This is a genomic window from Xenorhabdus koppenhoeferi (assembly GCF_900116635.1).
Taxonomy (GTDB): Bacteria; Pseudomonadota; Gammaproteobacteria; order Enterobacterales; family Enterobacteriaceae; genus Xenorhabdus; species Xenorhabdus koppenhoeferi.
On record NZ_FPBJ01000014.1, the window covers coordinates 1 to 14,125 of the forward strand.

A 14,125-nucleotide genomic window follows, 5' to 3' on the forward strand; every position below is an offset into this window, starting at 1 on the left:
CAGAACAAGAGGGGCAAGTCACATCAATCTTTGCCATTTGAATGTTCTCCAAATAGACAGACTATACATGATTCAATAGATTGATGTCACGACCAGAAAAAATACTATTGACATAGTAATCAGACCCTATTTTATTTCATCCTGAACTTGCCCTGTGAGCCAGTTCAGGATGTCATTAATTTAGATTAACGTTTTTTGCCAAAGGCGGCAGCCAGTGCATCACTCATGATGCTGTTGGTTACAGAAGCAGAATCTGAAGAACGGGAGGTCTGCTGGCGGTTTCTGCCATTCCCGTTGCGACTGTTGCGTTGTTCCTGGTGGTTACCACCTTGAGAGCTACCACGGCGTGCCGATGTTTGGCCAGGCTGTTCATCAAGACGCATGGTTAATGCAATGCGTTTGCGATTCAGGTCAACATCTATCACTTTCACTTTCACGATATCGCCTGTTTTGACCACGGTATGTGGATCTTCAATGAAGCGATCAGACAAGGAAGAAATGTGCACCAGGCCGTCCTGATGGACACCGATATCGACGAATGCACCGAAGTTGGTCACGTTGGTGACGGTGCCTTCCAAAATCATGCCGGTACGCAGATCATTCATTGTCTCAACGCCATCGGTAAATGTGGCTGTCTTGAATTCAGGACGTGGATCGCGCCCTGGTTTTTCCAGCTCTTTCAGAATGTCGGTGACGGTTGGGATACCAAATTTTTCTGTTGTGAAATCCTGTGCGTTCAAATTACGCAGGGTCGCAGGGTTACCTACCAGTTCAGGCAGGGTCTGTTCCATTATTGCCAGAATTTTCTCAACCACCGGATAGGCTTCAGGATGAACGGTTGAAGCATCCAGTGGATTATCACCCTGATTGATACGCAGGAAGCCTGCACATTGCAGGAAGGCTTTCGGACCCAGACGATTAACTTTCAGTAATTGTTCACGGTTATCGAAGCGACCGTTTTCATCACGCCAGTTAACGATATTTTGGGCAACTGAATGGGTCAGGCCGGCAACACGAGTCAGCAGGGCGACGGATGCTGTATTCAGGTCAACGCCGACGCCGTTTACACAGTCCTCAACCACGGTATCCAATTTTTTGGCAAGCTGAGTCTGGCTGACATCATGCTGGTATTGACCAACACCAATTGACTTTGGTTCGATCTTCACCAGTTCTGCCAGTGGGTCTTGCAGGCGACGGGCAATAGAGACTGCGCCACGCAGGGAAACATCCAGATCAGGGAACTCTTGCGCAGCCAGTTCAGAAGCGGAATAGACTGATGCTCCTGCTTCGCTGACGACTACTTTCTGAGCTGTGACGTCAGGATATTGTTTCTGGACGTTGGCAAAGAATCGCTCTGTCTCACGGGATGCTGTGCCATTGCCGATAGCGACCAGTTCCACTTGGTGTTTGGTACACAGGGCTGCAACACTGGCAGCCGCTTTATTTTCTTGCCCGGTATGTGGGTAGATGGTATCGGTAGCGATAAGTTTACCTGTTGCATCAACAACAGCGACTTTTACCCCTGTACGCAAACCCGGGTCCAGTCCCATTGTTGCGCGCATACCCGCAGGTGCGGCCATCATCAGGTCGTGCAGGTTACGGGCAAATACGTTGATTGCCTCATCTTCGGCTTTCTCGCGCAGTGTGCCCATCAGCTCGGTTTCCAGATGCAGCAACACTTTGATGCGCCATGTCCAGCTCACCACTGTTTTCCGCCAACTGTCAGCAGGAGCGTTATTCAGGCGCAGGTTGAGGTGATCAGTAATAATTTGCTCGCAATAGCTCTCTTTTGGCGCTTCCTCAAATTGAGGGTCGGCATTCAGAGACAGATGCAAAACCCCTTCGTTGCGTCCACGGAACATAGCAAGAGCACGGTGGGATGGAACAGTGGAGATGGCTTCATGATGATCGAAGTAATCGCTGAACTTAGCGCCTTCTTCCTCTTTGCCTTCAACAAGTTTGGACACCAAGTGGGCATTTTTCCACAGGTATTCGCGTATTTTCGCCAGCAGGGCAGCATCTTCGGCGAAGCGCTCCATCAGGATATAACGTGCGCCATCCAGTGCTGCTTTGGTATTGGCAACGCCTTTGTCGGTGTCAACATGGGCAGCGGCTGCCAGCTCCGGATCTTGTTGCGGATCTTGCCAAAGCAGATCGGCCAGAGGCTCCAAGCCGGCTTCAATGGCAGTCTGCCCACGAGTACGGCGTTTAGGCTTATAAGGCAGATATAAGTCTTCCAGTTCAGTTTTGCTTAGGGTGGCATTAATGGCCTCCGCAAGCTCAACTGTTAATTGTCCCTGCTCCTCAATAGATTTCAGAATAGTCTGGCGGCGGTTGGATAGTTCGCGCAGATATCCGAGGCGGATTTCGAGCTGGCGAAGCTGTGTATCATCTAGACCATCGGTAGCTTCTTTACGGTAACGGGCAATAAAAGGAACGGTGTTTCCTTCATCAAGAAGAGTAATGGCGGCTTGGATTTGCTGTGGCTGAGCCTGTAGCTCACCGGCAATGATTCGACTTAAAGATTCATTCATGGTCTGTTTTCTTCAACTTTCTTAGCGCCTGTAGATATCCGAAGACATCATCAGACAGTGCCAGATAGGTTCAAATATCATCTGAAATAATATCGGCATGGTTCAAACTGGTTCCATTTATACGTGCTGAGAGCGACAATTTCCAGTTTAGCGCGATTTTTCGATTCTGTTGCGAAAGAATTCATCGAATATCTTACGGGTTGAGATATAGTACACCGCCATTAATCATCTTTTCTCAAGTGAGTTCTTTCATGGCCAAGAGTAACTACATTACCCGGGAAGGTTGGCATGCGCTTGATCAGGAATTGAAATACCTCTGGAAAATCGAACGTCCTAAAGTCACTCAGGCTGTTTCAGATGCGGCTGCCTTAGGAGATAGATCAGAGAATGCTGAGTACATTTATGGTAAAAAAAGATTAAGGGAAATTGACCGTCGTGTTCGATTTTTATCCAAACGATTGGATATATTGCACATTGTTGATCCTGACCCACGGCAAGAAGGAAAAGTCTTTTTTGGGGCCTGGGTTAAAGTTGAAAACGAAGATGGTGAACAGTATATATTTCGTCTGGTAGGCCCGGATGAATTCGATCCTGCCAAGAAGTGGATCTCCATTGATTCTCCAGTGGCAAGGGGATTACTCGGCAAACAGGTTGACGATGAAGTCACAGTGATGACTCCCGGGGGCATGGCAACATACTGGATACTACAAATTGACTACCAGCTTCTGGCTTAAATCTGGATGATTGAGTCATAAACAGGAGAGCAAGGATAGAAAACCAAAACCAAAACCAAAACATAAGCAATTATTGCCAATCCCGCTAATGGCCTTAAAATACCTTCGATTATTCTCTATTGAATACGGGTGAATATGGGTTTTCTGTAAAGAACCATGGATATTGCAGGCATGGAACATCTTGGGAGCTGAAACATGCAAGAGAGTTATAAGATCCTTGTTGTTGATGATGATATGCGCTTGAGGGCGTTGCTGGAGCGTTATTTATCTGAGCAGGGATTTCAAGTCCGTAGTGCAGCGAATGCAGAACAGATGAATCGTTTATTAATCAGAGAGTCTATTCAATTGATTATTCTGGATTTAATGCTGCCAGGTGAGGATGGCTTGTCTATCTGTCGAAGATTGAGAAGTCAAAATAACGCTGTCCCGATCATCATGATATCCGCGAAAGGGGAAGAGGTTGATCGGATTGTTGGCCTTGAGATTGGGGCTGATGATTATCTTCCCAAGCCGTTCAACCCGCGTGAATTGCTGGCACGTATGCGTGCTGTCCTGCGTCGTCAGACTAATGAGTTGCCGGGCGCGCCGACATCGGATAATGCGGTGGTCCAGTTTGGAAAATTTAAACTGGATCTCGGAACACGTGAAATGTTTCATCAAGATGAACAATTGTCTTTAACCAGCGGTGAGTTTTCCGTACTGAAGGTTTTGGTTTCCCATCCACGTGAGCCACTGTCACGGGATAAATTGATGAATCTGGCCCGTGGGCGGGAGTATGGTGCGATGGAACGTTCCATTGATGTACAGGTTTCCCGTCTGCGTCGTCTGATTGAAGAAGATCCCGCCCATCCCCGCTATATTCAGACAGTTTGGGGATTAGGGTACGTTTTTGTTCCTGATGGAAACAAAATATGAGAAGGCTATGGCTTTCATTGCGTACTTTGTTTCATCGCACTTGGTATCTGGTGCTGGTGATGTTATTGGGCAGTTTGCTGATGAGTTCTCTCATTGTCCAGTTGCTGGTGAGGGTAGAAAAACTTTCATTCTGCACCGTATTCCCTTATATCTTTATCAGTGTTTTTATGACGGTGTCTTTGTTGTCCGCAGCATTCTGGCGATATATCCATATCCAGAAACAGTCACTGAAAGCCATGCAAAAAGCGGCCATAGATATGGGCAAGGGAAGAAAGATCACATCATTGCCTGAAACGGGATCATCCGCAATACGCTCGTTGATTAGCACTTTTAACCAGATGTCGGACAGGTTGAAATTACAGGAAAGCGATCGGGCGTTTCTGATGGCCGGAGTGAGTCATGATTTACGCACTCCACTTACCCGTATTCGGTTGGCAGTGGAGATGATGGAAGGAAAGGAAGAGTTTCTCACAGAGTCCATCCATCGGGACATCGAAGAGTGTAATACCATCATTGATCAGTTTATCGATTATCAGCGGGCAGGGCAGAATATGCCGATGACATGCTGTGAATTGAATGAGCTGATTGAAGCCGTCATTGAACCAGAAACGGTCATTGGGGCAGATCCACACTGTAAAGTGAATATTGAAAATTGCCTGTCTGAGCGTCCGATTCTCATTTTAGCCAACCCACTTTCCATTAAGCGCGTCATCGCCAATATGTTCACTAATGCCCAGCGTTATGGCAACGGATGGATTCGAATCAGCAGTGGAACAACAGAACGCTTTGGCTGGTTTCAGGTGGAAGATGACGGAAGCGGCATGACAAAAGAAGAAGCGGATGTTTTATTCCAACCTTTTACGCAGGGAAAGCGGTTCCGTCATGTTCGCCATAATAGCGGCGCAGGATTGGGGCTATCGATCATACGTCGTATTATTGATAGCCACGAGGGATATATTGAAGTGAGAGAAAGTGAGAAGGGTGGATTATCCATTCGAGCCTGTCTCCCATTGAATGCAAAATAGATTTCCCCAGAAACGCGCTGTCATAAAAATGTCATAATTCATACATTTTACTGTCATTGAATTCACCTATTTTTCCTCTTGTTTCATTTTTAAACTGAAAAACCAGATTGTTGACGATCTCTAACATGCGTTTTTAATTAATGATGTGTATCCCAGCAGGAGGGAGTATGAAATCAATGCGTATCACAGTGGCAAGCATCATGGCAACTGTATTTGCTGTGACATCCCTGTCTTCATTTGCTGCTACCAGCTTGACGGGAGCAGGTGCGACATTTCCCGCACCGATATATACCAAGTGGGCGGATTCTTATCAAAAAGAAACAGGTAGCAAAATCAATTACCAGGGCATTGGTTCTTCTGGCGGCGTAAAGCAGATTATTGCGAATACTGTTGATTTTGGTGCATCCGATGCCCCGCTTTCTGATGAGAAATTGGCGGCTGATGGCCTGTTTCAGTTTCCAACAGTAATCGGTGGTATTGTGCTGGCGGTGAATATTTCAGGCATTAAATCTGGTCAATTGGTTCTGGATGGCACAACTCTCGGCGATATTTATCTGGGCAGTATCAAGAAATGGAATGATCCTGCTATTGCAAAACTGAATCCAGATCTCAAACTGCCGGATCAGAACATCGCGGTAGTGCGTCGTGCGGATGGTTCAGGGACTACCTACGTTTTTACCCACTATTTGTCCAAAGTTAACAGCGGCTGGAAAGAAAAAGTCGGGGCAGGGACTACCGTCAAATGGCCGACTGGCCTGGGCGGCAAAGGCAATGATGGCATCGCTGCCTTTGTGCAACGTCTGCCGGGTTCTATCGGTTACGTTGAATACGCTTATGCGAAACAAAATAACCTTGCTTACACCAAATTGGTCGCAGCAGATGGCGCAGTATTGGTACCTACAGTAGAGAGTTTCAGTGCCGCAGCCAAAGGCGCAGACTGGAGCCGTAGTTTTGCGCAGGATCTGACAAATCAGCAAGGCGCTGACGCGTGGCCAATTACTTCTACCACATTCGTTCTCATTCACAAGCAACAGGCAAATGCCTCAAAGGGTGCGGAAGCCCTCAAATTCTTCGATTGGGTGTATGACAAAGGCAAAGATCAGGCGAAAGATCTGGATTATGCCGCTCTGCCAAAAGAAGTGATCACTCAGGTGCGGGCAGCATGGAAGAGCAATATCAAAGATAGCAGTGGCAACCCGCTGTATTGATAGGTTTTTTTAATCTTACCACCGTTGAGAATAGGCAATTGCTAAATGTTCCCCCCTTAGAGGGGGAAAATAACCCAAAATGAGAATCAAGCGTATGGCCGAACGTAAAACGGCACTGAAAGCACCAAGTAAAAATGGCGATATTATTTTCAGCGCTCTGGTTAGACTGGCAGCGCTGCTGACTTTATTCCTTCTGGGGGGCATTATCATTTCATTGATTATTGCTTCTTGGCCAAGTATACAGACATTCGGCGTTGCCTTTTTGTGGAGCAAAGACTGGGATGCGCCAGCAGGCGTGTTTGGTGCACTGGTTCCGATTTATGGCACATTGATGACCTCATTGATTGCCTTGATTATTGCGGTTCCGGTGAGCTTTGGCATCGCATTGTTTTTGACGGAGCTGGCACCGAATTGGCTGAAGCGTCCGCTGGGCATAGCTATTGAACTGTTGGCGGCTATCCCGAGTATCGTTTATGGCATGTGGGGGTTGTTTGTCTTTGCCCCGCTGTTTGCCACTTATTTCCAGCAACCCGTGGGTGATGTGCTATCGAGTATCCCTATTGTGGGCGAACTGTTTTCCGGTCCCGCCTTTGGTATCGGCATTCTGGCAGCGGGTATCATTCTTGCCATCATGATTATTCCCTATATCGCTTCTGTCATGCGTGATGTGTTTGAGCAAACGCCGGTCATGATGAAAGAATCCGCTTATGGAATAGGTTGTACAACATGGGAAGTGATTTGGCATATCGTTCTGCCTTACACCAAAAATGGTGTGATTGGCGGTGTGATGCTGGGGCTTGGCCGTGCCTTGGGAGAAACAATGGCCGTGACCTTTATTATCGGTAATACCTACCAGCTTGACAGTTTATCTCTGTACATGCCCGGAAACAGCATTACTTCTGCGTTGGCGAACGAATTTGCCGAGGCTGAATCCGGCCTGCATACCGCGGCATTGATGGAGTTGGGGCTGATCCTGTTTGTGATCACTTTTATTGTGTTGGCATTGTCAAAATTGATGATTATACGTCTGGCAAAAAATGAGGGACGCTGAGATGACAACCATCAATAACCAACAGCCGCATATCGTTGGCACACTCAATGAAGTTGATATGAACAGCCGTCGTCGTATCCAGTCATGGCGCCGCCAGAAAAACCGCATTGCGTTGATGTTATCCGTGGCAACCATGGCATTTGGTCTGTTCTGGCTGAGCTGGATCTTAATTTCTACCGTCACCAAAGGCATTGATGGCATGTCGCTGGCGTTATTCACCGAAATGACACCGCCTCCCAATACTGCGGGTGGCGGGCTGGCAAATGCCATCGTCGGCAGTGGGCTGCTGATCTTCTGGGCGACCGTGTTCGGCACACCATTGGGCATTATGGCGGGGATCTATCTGGCGGAATATGGTCGTCGTTCGTGGCTGGCAGAAATTATCCGCTTTATTAATGATATCCTGCTTTCTGCGCCATCGATTGTGGTCGGGTTGTTTGTCTACACGGTTGTCGTGATGAAAGTTCAACATTTCTCCGGTTGGGCGGGTGTTATCGCACTGGCGCTGTTGCAGGTTCCGATAGTTATCCGCACGACAGAAAATATGCTGAAACTGGTACCCGATAACCTGCGTGAAGCGGCTTATGCTCTGGGGACACCGAAATGGAAAATGATCTCTGCCATTACATTGAAAGCGTCGATATCCGGCATTATTACCGGTGTATTGCTGGCAATTGCCCGTATTGCCGGTGAAACGGCACCATTGCTGTTCACGTCGCTTTCCAACCAATTCTGGGGCACGGATCTCAGTCAACCGATTGCGAACCTGCCTGTCACTATCTTCAAGTTTGCCATGAGTCCCTTCTCTGAGTGGCAGCAACTGGCATGGGCGGGCATATTGCTGATTACTCTGTGTGTACTGATGATTAATATTGTGGCGCGTGTGCTGTTTGCAAAGAAGAAGAAACACTAACGTTTCTATAGAGAAAATTATAGGTAAAGTTACTTATAGATAAAGTTACAGGTAAAGAGAACTCTGATGAATAAGGCTAATGACATTCCGGTAAGCGAAATCGCAGGGAGCAAAATTCAGGTACGTGATCTGAACTTCTATTACGGCAAATTTCACGCGCTGAAAAATATCACCCTAGATATCGCGCAGAACAAAGTAACGGCATTTATCGGGCCGTCAGGATGTGGCAAATCCACATTGTTGCGCACATTTAACAAAATGTATGAACTGTACGGTGAACAGAGAGCTGAAGGTGCAATCATTCTGGATGACACCGATATTCTGATGGATAAGCAGGATATTGCCTTGTTGCGCGCTAAGGTCGGGATGGTATTCCAGAAACCGACGCCATTTCCGATGTCCATTTATGACAATATTGCTTTCGGCGTGCGCTTATTTGAAAAGTTGCCAAGGGCTGAGATGGATGAGCGTGTCCAGTGGGCACTGACAAAGGCAGCATTGTGGAATGAGACCAAAGATAAACTGCACCAGAGTGGATATAGTCTTTCCGGTGGTCAGCAACAGCGCCTGTGCATAGCGCGCGGGATCGCGATCCGCCCTGAAGTCTTGTTGCTGGATGAGCCTTGTTCGGCACTTGACCCAATCTCTACCGGTCGCATAGAAGAGCTGATCAGTGAACTGAAATCGGAATATACCGTTGTGATTGTTACCCACAATATGCAACAAGCGGCTCGCTGTTCCGATTACACGGCATTTATGTACCTCGGTGAACTGATTGAATTCAGTAACACCGACAGGTTGTTCACCACACCGAAGATGAAACAGACCGAAGATTACATTACGGGTCGTTACGGTTGATACGGGGTATAGCACACTATGGATAATCTGAATCTCAGCAAACACATTTCCGGTCAGTTTAACGCTGAACTGGAGCATATACGCACGGAATTGATGACAATGGGCGGGCTGGTGGAAGAACAGCTCAGAAAAGCCATTCTGGCAATGCACAATCAGGACGAAACGCTGGCACAGCAAGTGATTGAAGATGACCAGAAAGTCAACATGATGGAAGTGTCTATTGACGAAGCCTGCGTCCGCATCATTGCAAAACGGCAACCGACCGCCAGCGACCTGCGTCTAATCATGGTGATCTCAAAGACCATTGCTGAACTGGAACGCATTGGCGATGTAGCCAATAAAATCTGCCAGACCGCCCTTGAAAAGTTTTCACATCAGCAGCAATCCCTGCTGGTCAGCCTTGAATCGTTGGGTAACCATACTATCCAAATGTTACATGATGTTTTGGATGCGTTTGCCCGCATGGATCTGGGAGAAGCAGTTCGTATTTATCATGAAGATAAAAAAGTTGATCAGGAATACGAAGGCATTGTCCGGCAGCTAATGACTTACATGATGGAAGATCCCAGAACTATTCCGAATGTAATGACCGCACTTTTCTGCGCCCGATCCATTGAGCGCATTGGTGATCGTTGCCAGAATATTTGTGAATTTATCTTCTATTACGTTAAAGGGCAGGACTTCCGTCACGTAGGTGGAGATAAACTGGAAAAACTATTAACCAAAAAAGAGTAACTTTAACCATTTGAAACGCTGAAATTTTTCTCTGGCGTTTCTTTCTTTATATTAATCTAAAAAAGTCTAATTTTATTCCTTTTGCTAGGCTGATATTTTTCTTATTGAAGAGAAATGTTTTTATTTATGTTGCTGGTCTGGTTTTTAAGATTTGGTTGATATTTTGTGGTTGAATTTTATGCTATAACGACGGAGTAACCACAAGATAACAATATTCAAGGATTAATATAATATGGCAAATTCGATTTATGTAACGGTTAAAGGAAAACTCCAGGGATTGATCTCTCAAGGATGCTCGACACTGGATTCTATCGGTAATAAATTTCAGTTAGGCCATGAAGATCAACTTTTTGTATTACAATTTAATCATGGCATTTCTCGTTCACAGAACGTGGCCCATCAACCGGTTAAATTTATAAAGCCTCTGGATAAATCATCTCCGTTATTAATGATGGCAATTTCAAATAATGAGGAGCTTGACCTGATGTTTGACTTTTATCGAACATCACAAGCAGGTGGTCAGGAACGTTATTATTCGGTTAATTTGCGTAATGCAAAGTTAATAAGTTTGAATGTTCAGTACCCGCACTCGATTAATCATAATGATCAGCAACCAGAAGAAGTTGTTTCAGTAAAATATAAAGATATTGTTTGTCAGCATCATGCAGCAGGCACATCTGGATATTGTGCTTGGGAAGAAACGGTTTATTAATTAACAATCACGAGTGGTGATTAAAATGCGATTTGAAAGTCTTACGTCACAATTAAGGAATGAATTTGATGAAAGTAAGCTGCCGAATTTACAGTATTCAAATCTTCTGGGGACTCGTGGTGCTGCTGATATAGATTTTAAGGCGATAGCTGATGCATTGGATTGCCACCGTGATTTTTATGGTGCCGGAATTATCTATTCAGATGGTTTGTATAAGCGCTATTTGATCAGACCATCGAAAAGACGCGGCAGTCAAGTTTCTTCTGAATTAACGCATATTATTATATTTAATCTCGATTCAGGTGTAGCTCCAGAAGTTGAGCTGAAAAAAACGGTTTCAGAACCCAGTTTGATGTTGGAAATTGGTTCTACGGCACTTTCGTGTGGTGGGGCTGTATTAAGTGTATTGGGTGGACTAGGATCAGGTGCGGCGATACCATTTACTGGAGGTGGTAGTACGGCTGGTGTGATTTTAGCTTATAGCGGATTTACTGCGACGGCTGTTCAATGCATAAATGGAGGATACAGAGTTTATCAGCTTACTGCTAATGGAAATGAAGGAGTAGAACATATTGCGTGGTTAGATTCACAGAATTGGTATGTTACAACGACTACAATTTTGGATATAACCTCTCTTGCATCTGGATCTGCGGCATTAAAGGAAGCTTATCAAACCTATAAGATAATGAAGGCCACTTCTCCGCGTAAGGCATCAGAGTGGTTGGAAAGTATGCCAAGACATGAAAGAAAACGCTTAACTGAAGAAATTATGCGACATAACAATCCAGGAATATCTAACCAAGTAATAAAAAGAGCTATAGAGCAAGGGAAATATATCAAACGTTACCCTACCGAAGAGATACAAAAAACGTTACGAAAGCATCTTAAAGACTCACTTATCGCAGGTAGTGGGTTTGTAGGAAGTGGCATGACAGGCTCAATTCGAAATCCAGATAATATATTAAAATCAGGAAATTATATCATTGGTACTATCTATTCTATTGCTTATGAATAATCAGTAAGTTATTGAACTTAACCTTATGGTTAATCGGGTTTGTTGTATAAATATTCTGGGTGTTTAGAAAATTATATGAAAATAAAAGAATTTATTTTTGATGCAGGTTTAAGAGAGCTCTTTTATAAAGGGAAAGAGTTAGAAAAGATGATAAAAAATAATGATCCGGCATTAGAAAATATTATACTGGATGTTAGAGATTATAAGAAATATTTTTGTTCTTCGGGTCAGTATAAGATAAGGCTTTTGATATCTATTATTGCTATGGTTTATCTGTTTTTCTTCTCTGGTGTGGCAGCAGCCCTGCCTGTATTACTTATACAAAATCCTAGCCATGAAATAATGGCCTCTTTCTTCATTTTAACTTTAGTTATTGCTGGTTGTGTTTCAGTTTTACATGTCGGATTTACTTTAAAAGGCTATTATTATGGTTCAGTTATACGTAATTATTTAAATTATATTGTGTTTTTTTCTAGTTTACTTATTATTTTCTCTAATAAAACATCTAACGTTTCCTCTATTTATTTTATCTTTATAGCAGTATGTTGTTTTGTGATAAAAATAACACTGAACAGTCGTTATTATACTGACTTTATATTAGCTAATATGCGCTATAGAATAGCAATTATTATTGATAGAAAAGAGATGAATAAAATACAAGGGCTTAATAAAAAACAATTAAGAGAATATTCAAGAGCGCTGAAATTGGCAAGGCGTAAAAAAATAAGGGATCAGAAAAGAGAAAGGCAGTCGGTGGGAAAATAGGTTCGAAAAATAATATGAACAATCAGGATCTAAGATGCTAGCTGATGCCCGCTGAGCACAATTGAAATGGTGATAAAAGCCTGACAGTATATTTCCATGTCAGGCTTTTTTTGGTTAATGTGACTGAATATTTTCAGGTGCCACAAAACTAATACAGACTGGTTCTACTTCAGAGTTTGGCTGGGGCTGAAAAGAAAACTCTTCCTTATGACTGATTATTAATGCCGGCCATTCCTTGAGTGTATGCCAGAAATTTTCCTCCGCGCAGGTTTTCCCCCGCTTTCCCACCAGTAATGCGCCATGTTCCACAATATTTTTTTCTTTGATATGGCGATTGTAGATATTCGGTGGCGAGTCACCATCTAATTTCCAGGTTTGTATTGTTTCCGGGCGATAGTGGCTGTAGAACGTCATCCATTCATGTAAATATTTCCCACCCACGTAATACAAAGGTGTTGAATACTGTTTGCTCCAGCGCTGGTCAAGCTGACGGGTAAAGTCTTTTATCCCGACAAGTTTCTGACCGGCTCCACGGATATTTGCCACCATTACGCTGGAATAGCCAATTAACACCAATATGCCGAACATGGCCAGTCCCCGTAATGTGCCTTGCAGAGATTTATGAGGATATACCGTTATTGACCCAACCAACAAAGCTGGCGTAACGATCATAAAAGGCTGCAACCACTCAGTCATGCGCCCGCCCTGATTGAAAGAGAACCAGCCGTAAATAATCAGGAGAGGCAGCAGAATAATGATATTGACCAGCTTGTTGGATTGTTTCTTAGGCCAGCCAATCCGGCCTCCCAGCATATAAGTAATCACACTGACAATAATCAGTGGGTAAAACACAGAAAGCATTGCACGGGTGGTATGCAGATTGAATCCTTCCTTAATTTGGGAATCGACCCACTTAAACGCGGCAAAGTCGTTATTCACCAGCCACCAGAGATTTGGTAAAACCAGTGCGAGCCACAGGATAATGGCGAGATAAAACAGGGGCTCCCGATAATTGCGCCGCACTTTTGGCACGAACAGGGAGAGCAAAAAGACAGAGCCGATAATGGCAAGGGAAGAGTACTTCGCCATTGTTGCCAGCCCGGTTGTGAGTGCGAAAGCCAGCCACCATTTAGGATGATCATCAATGGCACGCAGGAAAAACAGCAGCGACCACGGCCATAGCATAACCAGAAGGTAATTATCGTTATAAGGGATGATATCAAAGTTGATGATACCGGACAGATTCAGCGTTAACATGGCAAGCCATGCCAGAATGATTTTAGCTGTCAGTCGGAAAGCCAGCTGCCAGACACCAAGCATCCCGATGGCAATGGCAACAAAGTGGACAAAATACCAATAAAAGCTGAGCGATATATTGCTGATATGGATAGCAGGGAGCATTATAGCACCGACTAACCACGGGTTTTTTGGGGAACCCCACTCGCCATTGGTGCCCCAGTTCAAGGCTTCTACGGCATCATAAGGAACGGTGGGATCGAGAAAGTAGCTTGCTATTATCCATAACACGGCATAACCAGTGACCCAAAGATACAATGGCATGCGGTAAGAAGAAGTATCAAAAAAACGCATAGTGGTTAATGATCAATTATTTGAGTTAAAGTTAATTAGAATATTAGCCGAACTTTAAGTCATAAGTGAA

At 44.6% G+C, this 14,125-nt stretch carries 13 protein-coding genes; 11 read left to right on the forward strand and 2 right to left on the reverse strand.

What is annotated here, in order from left to right; all coding sequences use genetic code 11:
• Positions 1-185: 185 nt before the first annotated feature.
• The gene (locus BM329_RS06185; RefSeq protein WP_092550381.1) at positions 186-2,534 is read right to left on the reverse strand and encodes a Tex family protein; all 2,349 of its coding nucleotides are present in this window, start codon (positions 2,532-2,534) and stop codon (positions 186-188) included.
• 251 nt (positions 2,535-2,785) lie between these two features.
• Here BM329_RS06185 and greB point away from each other — a divergent pair, with 251 nt between their 5' ends.
• The 11 genes from greB to BM329_RS06240 all read left to right on the forward strand — a co-directional run bounded on the left by greB (position 2,786) and on the right by BM329_RS06240 (position 12,465).
• The gene (gene greB / locus BM329_RS06190) at positions 2,786-3,268 is read left to right on the forward strand and encodes a transcription elongation factor GreB (protein ID WP_092550384.1); all 483 of its coding nucleotides are present in this window, start codon (positions 2,786-2,788) and stop codon (positions 3,266-3,268) included.
• 195 nt (positions 3,269-3,463) lie between these two features.
• A complete protein-coding gene (gene ompR / locus BM329_RS06195; protein ID WP_092550387.1) occupies positions 3,464-4,183 on the forward strand; it encodes an osmolarity response regulator transcription factor OmpR in 720 nt (239 codons plus the stop codon).
• The gene (locus tag BM329_RS06200) at positions 4,180-5,208 is read left to right on the forward strand and encodes an ATP-binding protein (protein ID WP_092550390.1); all 1,029 of its coding nucleotides are present in this window, start codon (positions 4,180-4,182) and stop codon (positions 5,206-5,208) included. The genes ompR and BM329_RS06200 overlap by 4 nt, the downstream gene beginning before the upstream one ends.
• A gap of 167 nt (positions 5,209-5,375) precedes the next feature.
• A complete protein-coding gene (gene pstS / locus BM329_RS06205) occupies positions 5,376-6,416 on the forward strand; it encodes a phosphate ABC transporter substrate-binding protein PstS (protein ID WP_092550393.1) in 1,041 nt (346 codons plus the stop codon).
• Between the two features lie 94 nt (positions 6,417-6,510).
• A complete protein-coding gene (gene pstC / locus BM329_RS06210) occupies positions 6,511-7,467 on the forward strand; it encodes a phosphate ABC transporter permease PstC (protein WP_092550535.1) in 957 nt (318 codons plus the stop codon).
• A 1-nt stretch (position 7,468) separates the two neighbouring features.
• Positions 7,469-8,380: a phosphate ABC transporter permease PstA gene (pstA, locus tag BM329_RS06215; protein WP_092550396.1), complete on the forward strand. Its 912-nt coding sequence runs from the start codon at positions 7,469-7,471 to the stop codon at positions 8,378-8,380.
• 66 nt (positions 8,381-8,446) lie between these two features.
• Entirely contained in the window at positions 8,447-9,238 is a 792-nt protein-coding gene (pstB, locus tag BM329_RS06220; protein WP_092550399.1) for a phosphate ABC transporter ATP-binding protein PstB, read from the forward strand.
• 18 nt (positions 9,239-9,256) lie between these two features.
• Entirely contained in the window at positions 9,257-9,973 is a 717-nt protein-coding gene (gene phoU / locus BM329_RS06225; RefSeq protein ID WP_092550402.1) for a phosphate signaling complex protein PhoU, read from the forward strand.
• 232 nt (positions 9,974-10,205) lie between these two features.
• On the forward strand, positions 10,206-10,685 hold the full coding sequence (locus BM329_RS06230) for an Hcp family type VI secretion system effector (RefSeq protein WP_092550405.1): 480 nt from the start codon (positions 10,206-10,208) through the stop codon (positions 10,683-10,685).
• 25 nt (positions 10,686-10,710) lie between these two features.
• Positions 10,711-11,700 (forward strand): Ssp4 family T6SS effector, encoded by a 990-nt coding sequence (ssp4, locus tag BM329_RS06235; protein ID WP_092550408.1) that lies wholly within the window; start codon positions 10,711-10,713, stop codon positions 11,698-11,700.
• Positions 11,701-11,775: 75 nt separating this feature from the next.
• Positions 11,776-12,465 (forward strand): hypothetical protein, encoded by a 690-nt coding sequence (locus tag BM329_RS06240; RefSeq protein WP_092550411.1) that lies wholly within the window; start codon positions 11,776-11,778, stop codon positions 12,463-12,465.
• A 114-nt stretch (positions 12,466-12,579) separates the two neighbouring features.
• On the opposite strand, the gene BM329_RS06245 is transcribed toward BM329_RS06240, so the two are convergent.
• Positions 12,580-14,055, reverse strand: coding sequence for an ArnT family glycosyltransferase (locus tag BM329_RS06245; RefSeq protein ID WP_092550414.1), 1,476 nt, complete (start codon positions 14,053-14,055; stop codon positions 12,580-12,582).
• Positions 14,056-14,125 lie beyond the last annotated feature (70 nt).